Raw genomic sequence first — 25,008 nt, forward strand, 5'->3', positions numbered from 1 at the left:
CCTCTCGGAATTTTTTTGTTATATAAACTTTATTTGTCTTGTATTGCTTCAATTCCAGGTAATTTGTTACCTTGAACAAATTCGATTGATGCACCACCACCAGTTGAAATGAAACTAAATTTATCTTGATATCCTAATTTGTTAATAGCTGTAACTGAATCTCCACCACCTACAACTGAGAAACATTTTTTGTTATTTGCAATAGCAATTGCAACTCCTCTTGTACCTTTTTCATATTCAGAAAATTCTGTAACACCAACTGGTCCATTTCAAAAGATTGTTTTAGCTTTAGCTATTTCTTTTGCGAATAATTCGATTGATTCAGGTCCAATGTCAAGTCCCATATATCCATCAGGGATATTATCATTTTTTGAACTTGTATAAATTGCTTTATTATTTGCAAATTCTGTTGAAATTCCATTGTCTACAGGTAAAACAATTTTGTCTGCATATTGTTTTAAATATCTTTTTACATCTTCAACTCTATCTTCTTCAAAAAGTGAGTTTCCAATTTGTTTTCCTTGTGCAACTTTGAATGTATAAGCCATTCCACCGCCAATTAAAACTTTGTCAGCGATTTCAAATAATTTTTCTAAAACCTTTAATTTATCAGAAACTTTTGCGCCTCCAATAATTGCTACAAATGGATGTTCATATCCTTTAAGCAATTTTGAAAGTTGATTAATTTCTAATTCCATTAAAAATCCAATAGCTGATTCTTTTACATATTTTGCAATTCCTGCTGTAGAAGCATGTGCTCTATGTGCAGTTGCAAATGCATCATTTACATATACATCACCTAAACTTGCTCAGAATTTTGCAAGTTCATCATTATTTGAAGATTCTGCTTTATTATTTAAATCTTCAAATCTTGTGTTTTCTAAGAATAGAATTTCGCCTGGTTTTAATTCACTTGCAGCTTTTTCAACTTCTTTACCTCTAGTTTTTGCTATAAATTTAACATGTACTTTAGGTAATAATTCAGCAAGTTTTTTAGCAACAATTTCAAGTGATTTGGTTTTTAAGTCTTCTTCTTTTTTAATTCTACCTAAGTGAGATAATAAAATAATACTTGCACCTTGATCAAGAATATATTGAATTGTTGGTAAAGCAGCTTCAATTCTTTTAAGGTCCATTATTTTTCCATCACTAATAGGAACATTAAAGTCAACTCTTAAAATAACTTTTTTGTTTTTTATATTAATATCTTTTAAAGTTTTTTTCATAAAATACCTCCGATTTAAGTAAATTATTATATTATTATATATTAATTAGTACTTAATGTAATATAATTTTAAAGTTAATTGGAGATTAAAATGGTTAAGCAAAAATCAAAATATTTATATGCTTTAAAACAAAAAGCAATTACAACAACTTCTTATGACCCTGAAGAAGAACAAATTACCTCATTAATTAATAATTTTAGATTGTATTTAAAAGATGCTAAGTTTATTAAGTCATATTCTGAATTAGAAATTTTTGAATTTTATAAAGAAATACATTGAATGAAATCAGTTGATGAAAAACTTTCAGAAACTATTTTAGCTTTTGCTAAAAAGCAATCTAAACTAAAAGCAAAATATGAAAATTATATTGAATATAAATATTGATCAGAATCTCCACTTGCAGAACCTGCAAAACCATTATCGCAAGTTAAACGTATTGTTATAATTTCTATAGTAGTTTTAATATTTATAGCAATGCTATTAATAATATTAGGATTAAATAAAGGTTGATTTAAAATTAAATAAAAGGTAATAAGCATGGAAACAAATACATTATTATATATAGTTATTGCTTTGCTTTTGGTAATTGCAATTATCGCAGTTATTCATTACTTAATAGTATTAGCAAACAAATTAACAACTAGAAAAAAATTAAAGACCAATCTTGGCGATAGCACAAGAATTAGATTAATTCACCAACTTAGAGAAGCGCTTGAATATTTATCAGCTAATAAAATTGGTGCAATTATAAGCATTGAAAATAAAGATAACCTCGACATGCTTAGAACAGATGGTGTTATTTTAGATGCAAATATTTCAAGTTCTCTACTCATTTCTATTTTTAATAAACAAAGTCCATTACATGATGGTGCTGTAATTATTAGAGGAAACAAAATTTATTTTGCTGCTACTTATTACAAAATAACAAGAAAGTCAGTTGATAATAAATATGGAGCAAGGCATAGAGCGGCACTTGGAATTAGTGAAATAAGCGATGCTTTTACAATTGTTGTTAGTGAAGAAACTGGTGGAATAAGTTTAGCTAAAAACGGTAAGCTTAATGCTATAGCATTAGACCAAGTTCAAGAAATGTTAATTAGTATATTTAAAGACGAAAAATAATTAAAAAACTTATTTGTTAAGCAAGTAAGTTTTTTAAATAAATATGAAGTGCAAAACTTTGCACATAGTAAAGTAACTACACCTTTTTTTATAAAATAAATTAAATATGCATGAGAACAATTTTCTTTTTAAGTTCTATAACTTTACTATTATCTATTTATAAGTTTAGTCTTTCTATGATTTTGTTAAAAAGAAAAAAATTAGAAATCCAAAGTCAAAATTAAATATTTTAATAATTAAAAATGGCTAACCTTATTAAGCAACCATTTTTAATTATTGTTTTAAAACATGCCAGGTTTTAGTTGAAGTTTACCATCGGCCATATCTTTCATTTGTTTTGCCATTCTTTCAAAATCAGATACTAGCATATTATATTCATGTGCGCTTCTACCGCTTCCCTTTAAAATTCTTTCTTTTCTAGAAGCATTCTTTAATAATCTAGGCATTTTCTTTTCTTGTTCAGTCATTGAATTAATTAAAATTGTATAAATACCAAATTTTTCTTCTGCTTCTTCAATTTTTTGCTCATCAATTTTTCCAGCAAGGCCAGGAATCATTTTAAGAATGCTTTTCATTTTTCCTAGTTTTCTAATTTGTTCAAGACTATTCATTAAGTCTGTTAAATCAAATTTTCCTGTAAGCATCTTATAGCCGATTTTTTTCATCATTTTTTCATCGACTTCTTCACTAGCTTTTTCAATAAGGGTCATAACATCACCCATACCAAGAATTCTATCTGCCATTCTATCTGAGTGAAAAGGTTCAAGTCCAGACATCTTTTCACTAGTACCAATAAAAATTATTGGTACATTTAATAAATATGCTATAGATAAAGCTGCTCCTCCACGAGCATCACTATCAAGTTTTGTAATTATTGTTGCGTTTAGTTCTAAGTTTTCATTAAAAGTTTTGGCAACATTAATAACATCTTGACCACTCATTGCATCAATAACTAAAAATATATAATCTGGGCGAACATTTTTCTTTATTGATTTAAGTTCTTCCATTAATGTTTCATCAATTGAAAGTCTACCAGCAGTATCAATAATAACTAAATCATTTTTATCTTTTTTAGCTTTTTCGATACCATTTTTTGCTATTAATGTAGCATCGTTATCTTTCATTGTAAAATAATCAACTTGTGTTTGTTTAGCAAGTTGTTCGAGTTGTTCTCTAGCAGCTGGACGATAAATATCATCTGCAACTAATAAAGGTTTTTGGCAAGTTCCTTTCTTTCTTAAATATGTAGCTAATTTAGCAGCTGTTGTAGTTTTACCTGATCCTTGAAGACCGATAAGCATAATTGTAGTAGGTGCTTTTTTAATTTTGACTTCACAAGTTTTATTGCCTAAAATATTTACAAGTTCATCTTTAAATATTTTTAAAAAAGTTTGTTGTTGATTTAATTTACCAATAATTTTACTTTCTAAAACTTTTTCTTTAACTTGTTTAGTAAATAGTCTTACTACTTCTAAATTAACATCAGCTTCCAACAAAGCAAGCTTAACTTCTCTTAAAATTTCAATAATATCTTCTTCAGTAATAGATAATTTTTTATTTATCTTATCAACTGATCTTTGCATTCTTTTTTGTATAAAATCTAACATATTTAATTATTATAATAAAAACTAAGCACTTTTAAATAAATTAACTTTTTAACATTGCATTTTTAATTTTCTTTAATTAATTTATTACTCAATGTTTGTTTTATTTTTAATAAATAAAAAGGTTATGCAATTAACATAACCCTTAAATTTAAATAAAATTTCTATTCTTCTTTGTCTAAATAAGCATTTTCTAATTCGATAGTAATATGATCTGTTATATCTTGTAGTAAGTCAGTGTCATATCCACGTAAAAACTTTTTGAAAAATGCTTTTATACGTTTGTATATATTTCCGCGAGTTTTTTCTGTTTCTATAACATTTACAATTATTGAACTATATTCATATGAATATTTAATTAATATTATTTCTGTTTCACTTAAATTAAGTTTCGAAATATATTTTGTTGTTTCATCACTGTGTTTCCTCAAATCAACTTTCTCAGTAACAAGTAAAGAAGCTATACTATCATCTTGAACATTCATTTTAGTTTCAAAAGACTCTAAATTAGCTTGTGATATTGGAAATGAAAATTCATTAAATATTAATTTTTCATTTCCTTTATTTAATTCATAGAAAACTTCTAGCAAAGTTTTATTTTGAGTTGAAAAATAATTTAACATATCGCAAAATATAGAAAGCATAAAAATAGAGTCCGAAGATCTAATTAATTTGTTTTTAATGTAAAGTTTATGATCTTCTGAAAAATATATATTATTGTCCTCTAATTTTTCAAGTTCATTATTGTCTTTAATATCAAATGCAAATTGTAAGTTTCTTTTAACTGATAATTTTTGAAAAGCATTTATATCTAAACAAGGTGAAATAAATATTTTTTTTGTTTGTTCGTATTTAGAATTTGTAGGAAGACCATGATTTATGTAATTTAAATACACTAGGTTTAATATATTGCTATTTATTAATATATATTTATTTAATAAACCTTTTTTAATTCTTTGATATAAATATACCTTATCTGATCTTGGCGAAAATCTAATTACATAATCAAAAGAAGGTCTTAAATATATATTTTTTAAATATTTATCATAACTAATATTTTTGTCTTTAATAAAAGAATAAGAAATATCATTTCAACCTAATATTTTAGTAACTAATTTATTTGTATTATCTTTAGAAAAAATACCTACTTTGAGTGGCTTATTACTTAAAAAGTTGTAATTGAATTTTAAAATATATTCAGCATATTCATCTAATAAAATATTTAAGTTTATAAAGTTAGGTATATCTTTAAATGATTTAATATCAAAAAAATCCAATTTAGATAGTATTTCATTTATAATTAAAAAATCATCATTTGAAATTCTATTACCATTATTATCTAAAAACTCAATAGATATATCCCCGATATTGTTATATTCTGAAATATAAATGCATCCATCTAATTTAGCAATTTTTTGAATTGAAAATTGTAAAAATTGTTTATTAACTAAAAAATAGTTATCAAAGCAATATGTATTTATATTATGTCCATTTAATGTTTCAAGGATAAAGTTCAATAAATTATTATCTTTATCAAATTCCAAAGAACTACAAACTAAAATATTAAGTTTTCTATAATTTTCATTTTTTCTTAACTTATGTAGAAAAAATGATAAATAAGCTTTAGTAATAGCTTTAATTGTTATTTCATTAAATTTGTTATACCCATATCCGGGCATTCCATAAAAAACATTATTATGTGTTTTTAGTGGTAAGTTAAATGCATTAATATTTCCATTATTTTCAATTTTATTAAGTTCTTTTAATGCTTTTTTATTTTTTGAAAAGTAATTAAATCATTGTTTTAAGTTATTCATAATATATTATTTTATATTAATTTTGTCCTAAAAGTAAAAGAATTGGTAACTAATTAAAAGAACTTTTGGTGTATTATTTGTTCCTTTGTTTTGTATTTAAAATTGATTGAAAATAAAAAGAACGTTTTAAGTGTATAATATATAGCATAAATTGATATGAATAATATATATATATATATATATATATTAAAGTAAATAGTATTTGTAAAAAAATAAGTAATACAAAGCTAAGCAATTTATAAAATATAAATTATGAATATAAATTTAAAAGGAATTTTATATGGAAGACAAAAAAATTGATTCACAACAAAGCAATGTGAAAACAAAAAATGAAAAAATAGCAGTGTTAAAACAAGCTGCTCAAGACAGATTAAAAGTTATAAAAATAATGTCAATTCCTTTGATATCTATTTTTGCAATTCAATTAGCTGCTGGAGTTATATTAAGTCAAGTTAAAAATAAAGAAACCCCAGAAAATCCGACATTTGATGCAAATAAAGAAGCTGAGTTATCTATTAGAAATTCAGAATCATTAACGCCTGATAGCCTTACTGATTACAAGAATAATCCAGAAGTTACTAAATTAATTTTTTCTAAAAAAACAAAAAATATTAAAGCAGAAGCTTTTAAAGATTTTAAAAATATTGAAGAAATTATTTTTAGAGAAGGATGTCAACTTGATAGTATTGGTAAAGATGCTTTCAAAGGAATGACTAATTTAAAGAAAATTACATTTGAAGATCCTAATGCTATAACTGTATTTGATTTACGTGAATATACTAAATTTGAAAGCGTTCAATATGGCAAAGATATTGATCCTAGTTCAAAAATAGAAACCAAGGATCAATATTTAGCAAGATGAAATAAAGAAGTACTTAGCGCAAATGATTTAAAAGACGTTAAAACTATTTCTTATAATGCATTTTCATTTAATGCTAATTTAAAAGAAGTCGATTTAAAAAGTTCAAAAGTTTCAAGTATTGGACAAGATGCTTTTCAAGGAACTACATTAGAAACTATTAAATTCTCTAATTATTTTAAAGAAATTACTAATGATTCATTTAAAGGCATGAATACTTTGAAAAATGTTGAACTTGGATTAAATACTACTATTATTGGTAATGGTGCTTTTGAAGATACTACAGCTTTAGAACACATCGACTTTTCAAATACACAACTTTCAAAAGTTGGCAATAATGCTTTTAAAAATTCAGGCATTAAAAACTTCATTGCACCTGATACATTAAAAGAAATTGGAGACAATGCTTTTAATGGTGCTCTTAATTTAGAAAATGTTGAATTATCTACTTTAATAAAATTAGGTTCTTTAGCTTTTGCAAACTCACAAAATATTAAAAAATTTGATGTTCACAAATTTAATAAGTTTTTACCTTCTAACTTTGAAAATTTAAAAATAAAACATTTAGTTATTGGGGATTCAATTAAAAAATTAAGCAAAGAAACAATTGATGGATTTGAATTACAAAAAGTTTCATTTAAAGATGTAAATGAATTAATTGATGACTTATTTTTAGATAATACAACTCTCCAAGAAGTTGATTTTGGTGACAAAATGGAAATTATTGGTAATAATGCATTTAAAAACTGTCACTTAACAGCTTTAACTTTACCTTCGACTTTAAAACGTATTGGTAAGGCTGCATTTGAAAATGTTAAATTAGAAAATCTTGAATTGCCAGCTTCATTAAATTTCGTTGGTGTTAATGCATTTAATAACTGCGGTCTTAAAAATGTAAACTTTGATTTAGCAACCAATGCTGATTTACATGCTTACTCATTCGCTAATAATGACTTTACCGAATTAAGATTAACAAGTATTTTAGATCTTGATAAAAAATTAGATATAAACACTTTTAAAGGATGTTCAAAAATTAAGAAAATTTTATTATCTGATGACACTGTTTTGCCGCAATATTTCTATAAAGAATATGTAGCTGATTCCAGAATTGCATTGGAAGAAATTTTCATTCCTAAATCTTTAGTTGAAAAAAGTTATGATGAAAACAATTTATCAAAATGATTTTTAGAATTTGCTAATTTAGTTTTCACTACTAGTGAAAACCATTATACAGGCAAAACTTTTACATTTATTAATAATGAAAAAAATCATGATATTTATAAAAATTTAAGATCAATAACTTATGGTAAAGGCTGTCATAATATTGCTAATATATTTCACACATTGTATTTAGATAATCTTAATGTAAAAGACGATGCTAATATAAATCTTAAGTTTGTAGGTATTAACTTAATTTTTAATAATATGAATGTAAATCATAATGAAATAAATAAAGTATCATTATCGCCTTTTGAAGAAGAATATGTTTCTACTAAAAACTTCAGTCTTTACAAAATTAATAATACTTATGTAGGCGAAAATATTAATGCTTTTTCTTCATCTCATAATCCTTTATTAAATGTTTTAGATAAGTTACGTAATAGTATAACAAAACTAGTTATTCCAGGCTTTGTTGAAAATGTTGATGGATATTCTTTTGATCAATATAGTAGTGAAAAAAGTCGCCCAATATTTGAAGAACTTGTTTTAGAAGAAGGTGTTAAATCTATTAAGCCTAATTCATTTTCAAATTTACCTTATTTGAAAAAAATTGTTTTACCAAGTTCATTAGAATCTATTGGTTCAAATTGCTTTAACAACTTGCCTAATTTAGAAGAAATAGTTTGACCTAGTACAACCAAAATTGAAACTATTAACAGTTCATTTAATAGTTCAGTAATTAAGTTGAAAAAAATTATTTTACCAGAAGGCATTAAAGAAATTTATGATTCTTTTAATATTGAATATAATTACGGCAGCACAAATAATATTGCGGAAAAATATTCTAAAGAAATTGAATTACCTTTTAGCTTAGGAAAAATATCGGGTTCATTTAATAATATTCCAAATATTTCTAGAATAAATATTAAAAGTATCGAAACACTTAAATTTCTTCCCAACTCTTTATCTTTTAATAAATTTGGATATGTAAATGCTGACAATATGGAATGGAATACTTTAACAAATATTATTCGTATAAAATATGATAGTACAAATAAAACATTTATTGTTCCTGAATATGCTAATTATTATTCTTCATTATTAAGTTCTTGGAATGCTAAAAAAATAATATTTGAAATTGATAATTATGACACTACAGATCAGAATGCAATTAATATTAATTTGAATGATGTCATTAATTCAATTCTTAAAAAATTAAATAGACCTTTAGGAGGTCCAAAAATTGAAGAAATTATGTTTAAAGGGCCTATTAAATATGCTGATTTTTATCTTCCCAATAAAGAAAACGGTCAAGAATTATACACTTTTGATTCAACTATTCTTTCTTTTTCAGATGATGTAAAATTAGATTATTTAGGAGGAAACTGATTTAGGCACCCTAATAGATTTAAAAATAAAAGATTACCAATTTCAACGGTAATTGATCCATATATTTTATATAATAATGATGAAATAGAAACGCTTGAGATGTCATGTAGAGCTTCATTTAGAGATTATTTTTATTGAAAAAACCCAAATAGCCAAAATGATGTTGATCGTCCATATTATTTATTTAAAGGAAATACAAAATTAACTAAAATAAGGTTATATGATTTAGATAATTTAGAACTTAATTTAGAAACCATTAATATAAGGGGAGTTGAATATAAATATATTGTACCAAGTGATGAATACTATAATAAGATAAAAAATAATCCTACTTTAGAGTGAAAAGGCAGTTATTTTGTCTTTAAACTATTAGGATTAAAAAAATATGATAAAAAACTTATTTTAGATAATGATAGTTCTGATTTCAAGATTCGATCATACTCTTATATTCCTAAATGAGATGAAGAATTTTCAAAAAAATTTTCAATAAATGAATTAGAAATAAAAGATTGTCATAATTTTAGTATGAGCGTATTTAATGGTTTAACCTTAGAGAACATTACGTTTTCAAAAAAAATTAATAAGTATAACTGATTTAAAGATGATTCTTATGATGATATTGTTATAAAGAAAATAAATGGAAAATCAGAAGTAGAATTATCAGATTTTGCTGTTAAATATTCAAATGACGAAAATTATAGTATTTTAGAATTTTTAAAAGGATTTACTGGAAAAATTAAGGTGTCTTCTGAAATTAACAAATTTACTTGACAAATCGAAAAATTGACCAATTATATGTTTTCCGAACTAGAAATTTCTAGTGGTATTACAAAACCATTTCCAATTTTTAAGTTTAAACAAGATTTCGAACGTGATCACATAAAAAATATTTCATTAGCACCAGACTTTGATTATAAAATAATTGAAACATACTATTCTAATATTTTTGGAATCAAAAAAATAAATAACAAATCTGAATGAAATTATCAAGAGTTTAATAACAAAATTGCTAAAACTCAAAATGTTAATTTATTATATTTATTTAATGGAAAAATGATTATAAATACAAAATTAAATAACTGAGATAACGACAATGTTTATTTACTACAAGTATTTTGAACTGAATTAGAACTTAAAAATGGTTATGAACCAGCAGATAATACAAATTCTGGTGCTCCATTAAAAGGATATTATAGATATTTGCAAAAAATTGTATTTGATACATCATTAAATTTAGGTAATAAATCTTTATTATCTTTTAATAGTAGTAGTGATTATTTTTATCAAAGCAAAGAAGCATTAAATAATTTTTCAATAAATGGAATTTCTAATACAGCAACTGAAATTAATTTAAAAAATGTTTTAACAACTTTAGGTACTCAAAATCTTGTGCAACTTTCTATGCTATTTAATGGAAGCAGAAAGGATAATGATAATCATCGACCAGATTTTAGTAATACAAAATTAATAATTCCTGTAGGTTATGATTTTAGTAAACTTAATATTAGTTATGCTAATTTTAAAGAAATTGAAATACAAGGAAATGTTGAAGCAAATAAATTACCTAATTTTATAGATGTTAATTTTACTGATAAATCACCTTTAATAACAAAATTAAAAGTAGATAATGTTAAATTTGTCAATAATTCTGATAATGTTGAATTTTGAAATAAATTAAATTATTGTGGATGATTTAATTTCAATTCGATAAATGATATGACTGAAATTGATTTGGAAAATTGAAAGACTTCTTATTCTAATTTTCTTGCGCCGCTAGTAAGATTTACAGGTAAATTAGTTATATCATCTAATTGTCAAAGCCTTTTATATTTAAGCGATTTATCAGAGTTTTATGCAAGTATAGTAGAAATTAAAAATGGAATAACATCAATTCAAGGTAATGTTTTTACTTCCAAATATTTGAAAAAACTTATTTTGCCTAGCACATTAAAATCTTTTGGACTTACTACTTTTTATAATTTCCAAATTGATGAATTAATTTTAAATGGTTTTGATACTAGCCAAGAAAAAATAAACATTAAAGAATGACTTGCATTCTTTAACAATAATAAAGAAAGTATTAATTTATTAGCTTCTCTTGCTAATAAAAAATTACTAATACCAAAAGATTTTAATATAGAAGCAGATGAAGATATAATGAATAAAATTGTAGATATTTTACAATTTAAAAATTTAAATGAATTAATATTTGAAGAAGGAACAACAGCCTTACCTGCTAAATTTTTATTAGCAGTATATAACACATATCTTAGTGTAAATAAAGAAATATCTACAATTATTATTCCTAAATCTATAAATGATTTTTCAGGACTAACAGATAAATTTCCAATGTATCGGTTTGATATAAAATGATATAAATACTTAAAATTTAATTTATTAAATGATAATATTGAAAACCTTGATTTAAATAACTATATTAATAATAAATTTAGCCCATTAATTTTTGGTTTAATTTGAAAAGCAAAAAATATAAATATATCTCTTGATAATCTTATTGAATTGTATAAAATGTATGATTATAATCTAATTTTTTGATTAAAACATGCTAATAAAACTATCGTAGGAGATACTAAATTAACAATCACTAATTGAAAAAACTTCTTTAATGGTACAAAATCACAAATTGCTACTGAACTAATATCATTATTATATGGACTTAAGACTAATGACTATAATTATGATTATAAGGTTAGGGATGATATTTTATTAGAGTTAAATGTTGATTATTCATTTTCAACTTTTGAAAAACTAATTGAGGTATTGGTTCAATTAAATAGCTCAATTTGAAATGTAAAATTTTTATTTAATAATGACATAAAATATTCATTTTCAATTGATGATTATAGATATTATGGCAGATTAGAATATTATGATTATAAAAATATTAGAGGTATTGGTGCAGTACTAAATTTTAAAAATTTAACAACGCCAAAAGACGAAACATTAAATTATTCTATTTCTAATGGCGAAATAGGTGCTGAAGTAGTTAGTCAATTAATGTCATATAGTGGTTCAAAAATATTCTTTTCAAAAAGTTTAAATAATTATAGTGATTCTAAATATTTTAGTTCACTTCCATTTAATTCTGGATGATTTAATAATTTTGTCAAAGAAATTGAATTTGAAGAAGGTACTAATCTTGAAATTATTAAATTAATTTTAAACAAATTTATTGCTTCATCAAAATTTACTGCTCTTCAAAAGATAATTATTCCTTCTAATATAGAATTGTTTGGTGATACACTTTATGATTATAATCTTCGAAATTATGTAGATCGTAAATTTTCAAATAGTAATCCATTAACTTTTGAATTTAAAAGTTTTAAAACTTATTTTCAACATAATCACTTTATGGATATAAATTCATGATATGATAAAATAAAAATTGTTTATGAAGATAATTTTGAATTTAAATTTGATAAAGTAAATGATTTTATATATTTAAAACCTCAAAACTTTACTAAAGTACAAATTGATAAATCACAATATTTAAATAAAATGAATTTATATGTTAAATATATACTTTGGGCTTTAAATTATCTACCTTCACTTGGAGATCTTTCTAAATTAACTATTAATAAGGAAATGTTGTTAAAAGCAAGTGCTAGCGAAATGAATAATTTTATTTGAAATATTTCTTATTATCAACAACAACTTTTAAATAAAAATGATATCATGTTTGATGAAGTTAAAATAACTACAGACGCATTTGAAGTGCTTACTAATTTAGGATCTTCTTTATTTAGTAAAGGATATACACCAAACGAAAATAATGCATTAAATATAACCATTAATAATTTAATTTTAGAGCAAACAACTATTTTGAATAGGAATGTTGGAAGATATTGAGATTTTAATATAATAAAAGTTAAAAAAATTAACGGATCAAATACATTAAATTATAATGATTTTTATAATAAATGACCTAAATATTTATTAGCATCAAATATTAATCAAAAAATTGTTATTTCAGATGGAACTAATTATTCAGATATAGATACAGACTTTACTTTTAGAGATGTAGACACATTAGAATTTGGAGAAAATGTCACATTTGACAATAATTCTATTTTAAAAATAAGCAATGTTAAAAAATTAATTATGCCAGAATCTACAATAAGAAATATGGTAAATTATATGAAATCTGCTAAAAATGATCCTTACCCTTATAATAGATTAGCTATTAGAAATAGATTGTTTTATAAAGGCTTTATTGAATCGATTAATGGTTTAACTGAAATTAATTTATCAGAATGAATTGAAAAATATTCAGAAGATGTTTGACCATTATTGTATAACTTTAAGGGTAAAGTTATTGTTGACAAAAATTTTGATATGGCTAAATACGGTGCTAATAATATATCAGATAATGACACATATAAATTTTCTAAATTTTGAGGTGCTGCATGAACTGAAATTCAATTTGAAAATGGAATTGAATATATTCCGGCAAATGTATTTTTAGATCTAAATAACTTAAGAAAAATAATTTTTCCTAATGATAAACTCAATATTAATTCACTTAATTTCATAATAAGTAATGTTAAAAATATTGAAATTATTAATGAAAGTTCTGTTGTTCATAATTTAACTGGAATTTCAAAAGAGTATACAGCTATTTATAATGGTGTAAAGTTATTTTCATATCCACTTGATAGATTACATACTAATTTAAATAAATTAATAATTTCTGAAGGATATGAAAAGCTTTCATTAAATAATCCTTTATACGATTTTCCAGATTTAATGGTTGGTGTAAAAACAGGGGAAATTTTAGATAAGTTTACTTTAGAACTTCCTTCAACTATTGATATGATATATAAAGGTTCATTTGATTATTTATTTGATAGAGTTTACGGCAATGAACTTATTCAATATGCTAAAGCAATAGAAATTAAAATTCATGCAAATGATGAAAAATTCGCTAAAATTAAGAAGCTTATTGAAGATTCTTTAATTGATATAGAATACTTAAAATCAATTACAATTATTCAAGAAAATTAATTTAGTATATAATATTAATAATATTATTTAATCTACATATTAAGATAAATAATATTATGTTAACGTTTTAATAAAAAAGTTAGCAAGTAATTAGCTAACTTTTTTAAATAAAAAATAAAAAAAAGGAGAATTGTGTCAAAAACCGAAAATTTTAATGTACAACAAATTGTAACATTTGCAAGAAACATTGCTGGTTCTAGAAATTTAGAAGTTTCAGCAATATTTGATGCTTTTAAAAAATCATTTGAGAAAATCATTTATGAAACTTATGATCCTGATGCTAATTTAGAATTTGTTATTGATGAAGATAAAAATATTTTTAAAATCATTAACCATTCTAAAATAGTTATTGATGATCCTAAAGGTAAAACTAGGAATGAACAACTAAAAGAATTAGATAATATCAAAAGATGTATTGAAATTCCTTATTCTGAAGCAATAAAAATTAATCCTAATGTTAAAGTTGGAGATGAAATAAGCGAAGAAATTGATTTAAATTCTTTGACTAACTCAGACCATAGAAAAATTGCACTTAATTTTCAAACTATTATTAATGATGACCAAAAAGAAATTATTTGAAATCAATATCAAAATAGAATTAACGATATTGTTAGTGCAAAAGTAATTGCTATAAATAAAAATGGTGCAATTTTAGAATTAGTTGAAGACAAAAATGTAACTGCATATTTACCATTTAGTAGTTTAGCAGAACGTGATTTATCAAAACTTAGAACAGCTTCTTCGATAAAAGCATGCATTATTGGTAAATCTGAAGAATATAAAGGCGCACATCTATTGGTAAGTATTTCTTCTTCACAAATAATAAGAAAATTATTATTTGATGAAATTCCTGAAATTCATGATGGCTTTATTGAAATAGTTGATATTGCAAGACTTGAAGGAATTAGAACTAAAGTGTCAGTAAGAAAATCACCATTAGCTTCTAAAGATATTGAAGAACTTGGTTCAATCATTGGTAAAAATGGCCAAAGAATAACTGCTATTTCTGAAAAATTAAATGGTGAAAAAATCGATATTATCCCTTATGCTAGTGAATTAAAAGACTTTATTAAAAATGCTTTAAGTCCTGCTAAAGTAATTGATATTATTTCAGATGGAATTAAAGCTAAGAAAAATAAACCTTCATTTATAGTTGTGGTACCAAATCCACATCATACTTTAGCAATTGGTAAAAAAGGACATAATGTAATGCTAGCTTCTGAATTAGTAAATGCTAGATTAGATATCATTAGTCAAGATCAAGCCGATGAAAGAAACATTAAATATGATTTTGCTAATGGCAATATTGCCAAAGAAGAAATTGAATTATTAAATCAAGGCCAAAGATTACATGCTAATTTTGCTAATAAAAAACCACATAGAAACCCAACTTATAATGGACCTTCTTCACCAAATAGTTTTGATATAGATAATATATTTGCAAATGAAATTGCTGAACTTCGTTCAAAAGTAGGCGAAGCTAATAATTTTGAAGATATAGTTAATAATAATGAATCAAAAGGAAATCTTAATAGTGATTTAGAACGTACTCTTTGATAATGATGAAAGAACTAGAAGGTTACACGATAACGAAAGTGATGTTGAAAGTTTAATTGATAAAGTTAGTGAAGAAGAAAAAGCGAAAGAAAAATAAGCTAGTCAAAAAGATGACTATGATCAAATTGCTAAAAGCAAAATGAAAGACTTTAAACAAGATGATGATCTTCTTTCAGGAATTGATATTAGTGATATAGATGATGATGATTGAGAATAAAAAACAATATGAAAGAAAATCTATCGTAGATAATAAAAAATATCTTATTTCAGATTTACTTAGATTTTCTAAACAAAAAGATAACCAAATATATTTTGATCCAGAGTTTAAACTTAAAGGCAGAGGAGCTTATTGTTTAAATAATATTTCCCAACTAGATATTCTTTTTAAAAGAAAACTATTAAACAAAGCCTTTAGGCAAAATATAACTCAAGAAGAATATGACAAAATAAGACAGGAGGTAAATAAATGAGTAAAAATGAAACTAAAAGAAAATCAAACATTAATCAAATAAAAGAACAACTTTCACAAGGACATGAAACAAAGCTACAAAATGGTGTTTTTGTTTTTCATGGACCTTTAACAATATCGGAATTTGCTTCAAAAATTAATAAACCTGCTTCAAGTATTATTACTTATTTCTTTACAAAGAAAAAAGTTGCTAAAACAATTACGGCAATATTAAATGAAGATGAAATTGCAGAACTTTGTTTTGAATTTGATTTTGATTTTAAAAAAGAAGAAGTTGTTGATGCACAAAATTTATTTGATAAATTAAAAGTTGTGAATGATCCAAAGGATTTAGTTAAAAGAGCGCCCATTGTTACTATTATGGGCCATGTAGATCATGGGAAAACTACATTAATTGACCAAATAAGAAAAAGTAGAATTTTAGATACTGAGTTTGGCGGCATTACTCAACACACAGGTGCATATCAAATACCATATAACAATCAACGTATTACATTTTTAGATACACCAGGCCATGAGGCATTTACTGAAATGCGTGCACGTGGTGCAAAAATTACTGATATTGTTGTTATTGTTGTGGCCGCTGATGATGGCGTTAAACCACAAACTATTGAAGCAATAGACCACGCTAAAGCTGCTAATGTGCCAATTATAGTTTTTGTAAACAAAATTGATAAACCTAACATTGATTTAGAAAAAATTAAAAGTCAACTTAGTGAACATAATGTTATTTGTGAAGAATGAGGTGGCGATGTTCCATTTGTTTATGGATCTGCTTTAAATAATAAAAATATTGATAAATTGCTAGAAGCAATATTCTTATTATCAGAAATTCTAGATTTAAAAGCAAATTTAAATAGAGATCCATTTGGAACTATTATTGAATCTAAATTAGATAAGGGTCTTGGCGTTGTAGCTACAGTTATTGTTGAAAATGGAACAATGTATGCTAGAGACTTTATTGTAGCAGGTGGGCAATATGGAAACATTAGAAGTTTAATATCTTCTGATGGAAAGGCTCTACAAAAAGCTTTACCTGGTATGCCTTGTGTTATTACTGGACTTAATAAATGTCCTTTAGCTGGTGAAAAATTCATTGTTTTAAACGATGAAAAATTCGCTAAGAAATTAGCTGAAGAAAAAGCATTTTTAGATAAACAACAAGAACTAAATACCAAAAACTCATTTTCTGAAGAAAATGGAGTTAAAGTTATTAATATAATAATTAAAACAGATGTTCAAGGAACAGCAGAAGCTATTAAAAACTCAATATCAAAAATTAAAAATGATGAAGTTGTTGTTAATGTTATTAGAGCAACAACTGGTGAAATTAATAAAGCTGATGTTTTATTAGCAGATGCTTCAAATGCAAGAATATATGCATTTAATAATGATAATGTTGCAAGTGATGTTAAAAAACTTGCTGAACAAAAAAACGTTAAAATAATAAAACATAATATTATTTATAAAATAATTGAAGAACTTGAAAAATTAGCAAAAACTTTAAAAGAACCAGTTTATGAAGAAAAATTAATTGGTGAAGCAATTGTTTTACAACTGTTCTATTATTCTAAAGTCGGAACCATTGCCGGATGTAAACAATTGCAAGGAATTTGTAAAGAACAATGTAAAGTTGAAGTATTTAGAAAAGATAAATCAATTTTCAAAGGAAAAATAAATTCCCTTAAAAAAGAAAAAAATGATGTCAAAACTGTTGAAAAAGGTTTTGAATTTGGAACACACGTTCAAGATTTTGATAAAATAGAAGTAGATGATGTATTAAAATTTTATGAGGATGTAATTAAAGATGACTAATGATATTAACCACGCAAGAAAAACCAGTTTATTATTAAAATTAATTGGTGATAGTTTTTATGAACTACAAGATTTTAATGTAACCAACGTTGCAATTAACGATGTTACATTAACATTAGATGGATCATATGCAAAAGTATATGTAACTTTTTTCAAAGATAAAGCAAGATATTTAGAAAAATTACAAAAGATGTCTCCTTTTATCCGTTCAGTTGTTGCTAGAAACTGAAACTATAAAAAACTTCCAGAATTAGAATTTATTATAGACACAGTTGAACCAGAAGCTTCTAGAATTGAAAAAATTCTAAAAGATATTAAAGACTAAAAATGAATAATAAAATTAAACCACGACAATTTGATGCAATTGTTATTGGTGGTGGCCATGCTGGTATTGAGGCTGCGTATGCACTTGCAAAACGCAATTTTAGTATTGCCTTAATTACGCTTAATCTTAATAGATTAGCAATGCTTCCATGTAATCCTTCTATTGGTGGATCTGCTAAAGGTATTATAACAAAGGAAATTGATGCTTTAGGTGGCATGCAAGGATTTTTTAGCGATTTAGCAATGATTCAAATCAAAATGTTAAATTCTTCTAAAGGTCCTTCTGTTTGGTCATTGCGTGCTCAAATTGATAAAGAAAAATATTGCAAAATTATTTTAGAAGATATTAAAAAGCAACCTAATATTACATTAATTGAAGATGAGGTTGTTGATTTAGTTGTATCTAAAAGAAATGTATGTAAAGGCGTTGTTCTTAGCTCTAATAATGAAATTATTAATGCTAAAGTTGTAGTAATGACAACCGGCGTATATATGAACGCTCGCATTTTACGCGGCGATAAAATTACTTATATAGGTCCCGATGGTGAAAAAAGGAGTACAAGTCTTTCTCAAAACCTTAAAAAATATGGTTTTGATATTATAAGACTTAAAACTGGAACTCCATGTAGAATATATACAAATAGTATCGACTTTTCTAAAGTAGAAAAAGAAGTTTTAGATGATAATGATTTATTTTTCTCGCCTCGTTCAAATCGTAGATTAGAAAAGCAAACATATTGTTATTTAACTCATTCAACTGCCGAAACTAAAAGAATAGTAGAAGAAAATATTAAACGTAGCGCTTTATATTCAGGTATTATTGAAGGAATAGGACCTAGATATTGTCCAAGTTTTGAGGATAAAATTGTTAGATTTCCCTCAAAAGTGGCACATCATATCTTCTTTGAACCAGAAACTAATAAAGGTGACATTATGTATATTAATGGACTTTCTACATCAATGCCAGAAGATGTTCAAGATTTAATGATCAAATCAATTCCAGGCTTAGAAAATGCTAAAGTTCAAAAATATGGATATGCTATTGAATATGATGCAATTAATCCACAAAACTTATATAGATCTCTTGAATCAAAAATAGTTAAGAACTTTTTTTCAGCAGGGCAACCTAATGGAACAAGTGGTTATGAAGAAGCAGCTGCTCAAGGATTAGTTGCTGGAATTAATGCTGCTAATAAATTAGATAAAAAAGTACCAATGATAATTTCAAGAAGTGATGCTTATATTGGTGTTTTAATTGATGATATTACATTAAAAGGTACAAATGAACCATATAGAATGTTAACGTCCAGAGCTGAATATAGATTGCTATTAAGAAACGATAATGTTGATGAAAGACTTTGTGAATATGCTTTTAAAAATAAAATGATTTCTAAAGAAGAATATCAAAAGATAAAAGATAAATACAAGTTTATTAATGACACTATTGCGACATTAAAAAAAGAATTTGTTTCATCTAATTCTTTTGTTGCTAAAAAATATGGTTTGGAACATGGAATTTCAAAATTGAAATTTTTATCTAACCCAGAAGTTGACCCTGTTGATATTTTAGGCAAAGATTTTCCTTACATTACTGAACTTACTATTCAAGTCAGATTATTTGGTTATTTACAAAAACAAAAATCTATGGCTGAAAAAATGAATAGATTAGAAAAATTAAAATTACCAGAAAATCTAAATTACAGCGAAGTTGAAAATTTAGCTACAGAAGCTATTGAAAAATTAAACAAATTAAAACCTTTAAATATTGGTCAAGCTTCAAGAATTAGTGGAATTAATCCAGCAGATATTCAAATGCTTATTTATTGAATGAATCACAAAAGGAATAAATAATGAAATTAAACATTATTGCAGTCGGTTCACTAACTAAGCAATATTTAGATTTGTATAATAGTTATACCAAAAAGATTCAACCATTTTGTTCAATTAACTTAATTGAAATTAAAGAACAAAATATTGATAATATTGAACTAAAAAAAGAAAAAGAAACTAAACTTATTTTAGAAAAGATTCCCAAAAACTCAAAAGTTTATTATTTATCCATTCATGGAAAAAAGCTAGATAGTGTTCAATTTTCAAATTTATTAGTTGAAGATAATATTACTTTTATTATTGGTGGAAGTAATGGAGTTAATGAAGAACATTTCGAAAATAAAATTTCATTTTCAGATCTTACTTTTCCACACCAACTATTTAGAATTTTATTAGCAGAACAAATTTATCGTGGGTTTAGTATAAAAGAAAATATGAAGTATCATAAATAATATTTATGTCTTCATATTTTTTATATTGTTAATTATTTTTCTTTAATAGGTACTTCTAAAACAACATTATTTTCATAAAAATCAGTTCCTTCATTATCACCGTTAGTTGCTTGAGATAAAGAAATAATTATATTATAGTGTAAGTTAAAACTTAATTTGCCTTCATCAATTTTAATATCAGTTATTTTCGCAAGATCAAATGTTAAATATTCAATAAATATTTTATTTGAACTTGATATTGAACCCAGTTCTAATAAGCCATTGCCTTCATTATATCCACTAGTTTCTAAAGAAACTCCTTCATAAAGTATTTCTAAGTAATTATTTGTATAAAGTTTATATTTATTATTATTTTCTTTTTTAAGTACTCGAATGTTTTTGACTGCTGGATTAATTAAATTATCTAATTCTTCTTTAGTAATTGTATTTTTATTATCTACTAAATATTTATCTTTAATTTTTTTAATTATTGCATTTCAATTAGAATCTATTTTTTTCATTATAAAGAAGTTTTTCAAAACTTTATCATTTGTATTTGATTTAAATCCTTCAATTTTATAAGTTATTGCTTTATTATGTTTAAATTCATTTGATTGTCCATCTTCATATTTTAAATTAAATTTTAAATATAAAGAGCCTGTTAAATCATTAGCAGCAATATTTATGGTTTCAAATTGAATTGGAAAACCAAAATAGTTTGCATATTTTGCATCACTAAATTCTAAGAAGTTTGCCGCAGTTACCAAATTACGCGACGCTTGGAATCTAGCACTAAAAAATGATGGGAAGTTTTTTCTTTTTTGTTCTTCTAAGTTCTTTTCAACTAATTTAGTTTCTAAGAAATTAAATATATCTTGCACTGTATATTCAACATTTTCAATAATAACATTTTTAAATTGTAGGCTATCTTCACTAACACTTTCTATTCCATTTTTAAGTTCATAGTTTTTAAAAATTAAAGTAAAGTTTAAATAATAAGTAGAACCATCTTTAAGAATTTTAACATTTCTTAGTTCATAATATTTATTATTATTTAATAATAAATCTAATAAATTTAATTCTTTATATTCACTATTAATAGCCTTAAATTCACTAATATAATTAAACAACTCTTTATTTTCTTTTAGAATTAAATCGCTTCACTTAATTTTATCTTCAATCATTTTATTTAGGTTTAATTTAGCAGATATAGCAGAAGCAGAAACAAATCTACGTATGTCATAATATGTTTTAAAATCTACTAATTTAAATTCAAATTCATTAAATGGTTTAGACTTATATTTACCTTTAACTTTTACTGTTAAAGTATCTTCTACATCATTGTAAGCAACAATATTAGGTTTTTCTAAATCAAAATCTATGTCATGGTAAGATTCTAAATTTACGTCTTTATTTTCTGAAGAAAATAAGGATTTAGTAAATTTGCCTTCATAAAATTCTTTAATTTTATCTTGAAGTTCTTTAATTAAAAAACCTTCTTTGTCTATGCCTTCATTAGTTTCGGGCTGAGCAGGAACTACTGGTTTTGTTGTAGTACATTTACTAGCAACTGTTAAAGGCACTAATGGAGTGATAGATAATAATCAAATAAAATTCATTTTTTTCATATTATCTCCTTAGTTTTTAGTTATTTAAATATTTTTATAATTATACAATATTTTGATTTAAAAAATAATTTGAGAATTTTTAGCACTCATAATTAGAAAGTGCTAAAATATATTTGATTTAATTAAAACTTCTATAAACAGTAAAACTTAGAAAAATAATTATTTCACAAATCGAGCAAAAGGAGATAAATATGAAATTACCATATATAGCAATAAAAAACCAAATTATTTTGCCATATAGTTCTGATGAAATTAAAGTTGGTAAAACTAGATCTTTAATTTCTCTTGATAAAGCAAAACAATTACAAAAAGCTAATAAAAATAGCCCTACAATAGTATTAGTATTTCTTAATAATGATAGTAATAATGAGTACTTAACATCAGATGATATATTAAAATATGGTGTGTTAGCTAAAATTAAAAAAGCTACTACTGATTCAAATGATGTTGCTACGGTTGAACTTGAAACTTTAGATAGAGTTTTAATTAAAAATTTTGTGCATGATAAAAACAATGATATTGAAGCAACTGAAGTTGATTATGAATATGTTAAATACGATAGTGAAAGTAAAGCAGATATTAAACCATTAAATAAATATAAAGATCAATTAATAACTTTAGTTAAAGAACTTAAACCTTGATTTATAAGCGATATAAAAGACAATAATAGTGATTTTATTCCATCACTTGTAAGAATTTTAGATCAACAACTTTTAAGCAGTAAAGAACACGAAAATGCAATTTTTAGCTTATTAGGTAAATTGTCTATATTAATGGATATAGAGGATTTACGTGCAATTATTTTATTAGAAAAAGTAGAAGACTTATATGCTAAAACATTTAATTTAATTAATAAAATAATTAAATTAGGAAACATTGAAAAAGAAATTTCTTCAACTATGAGAAATGATTTAGACGATCAGCAAAGAGATTTTCTATTAAGAGAAAAAATGCGTCAAATTAAAAAAATGTTGGGTGAAGAAGATGGTTCTAAAGAAGTTGACAATATTCTTAAAAACGAAAACAAAAAAGCACAATATCCTGATTATGTTTTAGAAACTATTCAAAATGAACAAGCCCGTTTAGCATCAATGATGCCTTCTAGTCCTGAAGCAAATGTTTCTAAAACTTATATAGAACTTTTATTAAAATTACCTTGAAGAAAAATTAATAAAGAAGTTATTGATATTGATAATGTTAGAAAAATTCTTGACAAACATCATTATGGCCTTGAAAAACCTAAAAAGAGAATTATTGAATTTATTTCTGTTCTTACTCATACCAAAAATAAAGAAGGCGATAAAAATTATGTACCTATCAAAGGGGAACCTGATTGCTTTATAGATAATAAATTATTTATAAATAAATTAGGAACTGTAACAAATGAACAAGTTAATAATATTCCTATTTTAACTTTAATAGGTCCTCCAGGTGTTGGTAAAACCACTTTAGCTAAGTCAATTGCTGAAGCTTTAAATCGTAAATTTATTAAAATTTCTTTAGGTGGAGTAAAAGACGAAGCTGAAATTAGAGGACATAGAAGAACATATGTTGGAGCAATGCCGGGTAAAATAATTACTGCTATTAAAAAAGCGGGAGTTTCAAACCCTGTTATTTTACTTGATGAAATTGATAAAATGTCAGCTGATTTTAGAGGCGATCCCGTTTCTGCAATGTTAGAAGTATTAGATCCTGAACAAAATGCTAATTTTCAAGATCACTACTTAGATTTAGAATATGACTTATCAAAAGTTTTATTCATTGCAACTGCAAACTATTTTGATTCAATTCCGGCGCCTTTAATTGATAGAGTTGAATTGCTTGAACTTTCAACATATACAATTATTGAAAAAATACAAATTGCCAGAAATTATTTAATACCAAAAGTATTAGAACAAAACCTTTTAGATAAAAAACAATTCCAAATTTCTGATGATGTTATTGAATACTTAATAACTAGATATACACGTGAAAGTGGAGTTCGTGAACTTAAAAGAATATTAGACAGTATTGCAAGAAAAATAGTTGTGAAGATTCTTGATAAAAAAGTTGATAAAGAATTTGTTATTACTAAAGAATTAGCAACAGAATTTTTAGGCCCGATTATTTTTGAACCAGATGAAAATGAAAACAAATCACAAGTTGGTGTTGTTAATGGTCTTGCATACACTTCATACGGTGGTTCAACTTTAGCTATTGAAGTAACTACATACCCAGGAAAAGAAGGTCTTAAATTAACTGGTCAATTAAAAGATGTTATGAAAGAATCAGCTCAAACAGCATTATCTTTTGTAAGACACAATGCAAAGAAATTTGATATTACTGATTTTGATTTTGATAACACAACAATTCATATTCACGTTCCTGAAGGGGCTGTTCCTAAAGATGGTCCTTCTGCAGGGGTTACATTTACAACTTCTATTATTAGTGCTTTATCAAATAAACCAGTTCCAGCGAACATTGGTATGACTGGAGAAATTACTTTACGTGGTAAAGTACTTCCAATTGGTGGTTTAAAGGAAAAATCATTAGCAGCTTCTAAATTTGGCATTAAAACAATATTTATTCCTAAAGATAATGCTCGTCACTTAGTTGATATTCCTGAAGAAGTTAAAAAAGAAGTTAAATTTATTCCTGTTCAATATTATGATGAAATATATGAACATATATTTGCTCATCAATTATCAAAAAATAATAAAGAATCTAAAAATAAAAAAACAGTTAATTCAAAATAATCATATAAAAGATCAA

Annotated in this window: 14 protein-coding genes; 10 read left to right on the forward strand and 4 right to left on the reverse strand. The window is 24.7% G+C overall.

What is annotated here, in order from left to right:
* Nucleotides 1–29 precede the first annotated feature (29 nt).
* Nucleotides 30–1,226 carry a phosphoglycerate kinase gene (locus F795_RS0100260; RefSeq protein ID WP_022935748.1) on the reverse strand — a complete coding sequence of 399 codons (1,197 nt, stop codon included), beginning with the start codon at nt 1,224–1,226 and terminating at the stop codon, nt 30–32.
* Between the two features lie 90 nt (nt 1,227–1,316).
* Between F795_RS0100260 and F795_RS06100 the strand changes: the two genes are divergently transcribed.
* Both F795_RS06100 and F795_RS0100270 read left to right on the forward strand, forming a co-directional pair.
* Entirely contained in the window at nt 1,317–1,751 is a 435-nt protein-coding gene (locus F795_RS06100; RefSeq protein WP_022935749.1) for a hypothetical protein, read from the forward strand.
* A 12-nt stretch (nt 1,752–1,763) separates the two neighbouring features.
* Nucleotides 1,764–2,348 carry a diadenylate cyclase gene (locus tag F795_RS0100270; RefSeq protein WP_022935750.1) on the forward strand — a complete coding sequence of 195 codons (585 nt, stop codon included), beginning with the start codon at nt 1,764–1,766 and terminating at the stop codon, nt 2,346–2,348.
* Nucleotides 2,349–2,629: 281 nt separating this feature from the next.
* On the opposite strand, the gene ffh is transcribed toward F795_RS0100270, so the two are convergent.
* The gene (ffh, locus tag F795_RS0100275; protein WP_022935751.1) at nt 2,630–3,955 is read right to left on the reverse strand and encodes a signal recognition particle protein; all 1,326 of its coding nucleotides are present in this window, start codon (nt 3,953–3,955) and stop codon (nt 2,630–2,632) included.
* A gap of 161 nt (nt 3,956–4,116) precedes the next feature.
* A complete protein-coding gene (locus tag F795_RS06105; protein WP_022935752.1) occupies nt 4,117–5,769 on the reverse strand; it encodes a hypothetical protein in 1,653 nt (550 codons plus the stop codon).
* Between the two features lie 280 nt (nt 5,770–6,049).
* Between F795_RS06105 and F795_RS06110 the strand changes: the two genes are divergently transcribed.
* The 7 genes from F795_RS06110 (at nt 6,050) to F795_RS0100315 (ending at nt 20,650) form a co-directional block, all read left to right on the forward strand.
* Nucleotides 6,050–14,203 (forward strand): leucine-rich repeat domain-containing protein, encoded by an 8,154-nt coding sequence (locus tag F795_RS06110; RefSeq protein WP_022935753.1) that lies wholly within the window; start codon nt 6,050–6,052, stop codon nt 14,201–14,203.
* A gap of 132 nt (nt 14,204–14,335) precedes the next feature.
* Entirely contained in the window at nt 14,336–15,763 is a 1,428-nt protein-coding gene (locus F795_RS03300; protein WP_022935754.1) for a NusA N-terminal domain-containing protein, read from the forward strand.
* A 194-nt stretch (nt 15,764–15,957) separates the two neighbouring features.
* Nucleotides 15,958–16,272 (forward strand): YlxR family protein, encoded by a 315-nt coding sequence (locus tag F795_RS0100295; RefSeq protein WP_022935755.1) that lies wholly within the window; start codon nt 15,958–15,960, stop codon nt 16,270–16,272.
* Nucleotides 16,227–18,044 (forward strand): translation initiation factor IF-2, encoded by a 1,818-nt coding sequence (infB, locus tag F795_RS06115; protein WP_022935756.1) that lies wholly within the window; start codon nt 16,227–16,229, stop codon nt 18,042–18,044. Before F795_RS0100295 ends, infB begins: the two co-directional genes overlap by 46 nt.
* On the forward strand, nt 18,037–18,369 hold the full coding sequence (rbfA, locus tag F795_RS0100305) for a 30S ribosome-binding factor RbfA (protein WP_022935757.1): 333 nt from the start codon (nt 18,037–18,039) through the stop codon (nt 18,367–18,369). Before infB ends, rbfA begins: the two co-directional genes overlap by 8 nt.
* A gap of 2 nt (nt 18,370–18,371) precedes the next feature.
* Nucleotides 18,372–20,219 carry a tRNA uridine-5-carboxymethylaminomethyl(34) synthesis enzyme MnmG gene (gene mnmG / locus F795_RS0100310; protein WP_022935758.1) on the forward strand — a complete coding sequence of 616 codons (1,848 nt, stop codon included), beginning with the start codon at nt 18,372–18,374 and terminating at the stop codon, nt 20,217–20,219.
* Nucleotides 20,219–20,650, forward strand: coding sequence for a 23S rRNA (pseudouridine(1915)-N(3))-methyltransferase RlmH (locus tag F795_RS0100315; protein WP_022935759.1), 432 nt, complete (start codon nt 20,219–20,221; stop codon nt 20,648–20,650). Before mnmG ends, F795_RS0100315 begins: the two co-directional genes overlap by 1 nt.
* Before the next feature lie 32 nt (nt 20,651–20,682).
* Here the strand turns inward: F795_RS0100315 and F795_RS06120 are convergent, their stop codons facing one another.
* The gene (locus F795_RS06120; protein WP_022935760.1) at nt 20,683–22,257 is read right to left on the reverse strand and encodes a hypothetical protein; all 1,575 of its coding nucleotides are present in this window, start codon (nt 22,255–22,257) and stop codon (nt 20,683–20,685) included.
* 191 nt (nt 22,258–22,448) lie between these two features.
* Here F795_RS06120 and lon point away from each other — a divergent pair, with 191 nt between their 5' ends.
* Nucleotides 22,449–24,992, forward strand: coding sequence for an endopeptidase La (gene lon / locus F795_RS0100325; RefSeq protein ID WP_022935761.1), 2,544 nt, complete (start codon nt 22,449–22,451; stop codon nt 24,990–24,992).
* The last annotated feature ends 16 nt before the right edge of the window (nt 24,993–25,008 follow it).

Origin of the sequence: Metamycoplasma orale ATCC 23714 (assembly GCF_000420105.1) — a bacterium.
Classification (GTDB): domain Bacteria; phylum Bacillota_I; class Bacilli_A; order Mycoplasmatales; family Metamycoplasmataceae; genus Metamycoplasma; species Metamycoplasma orale.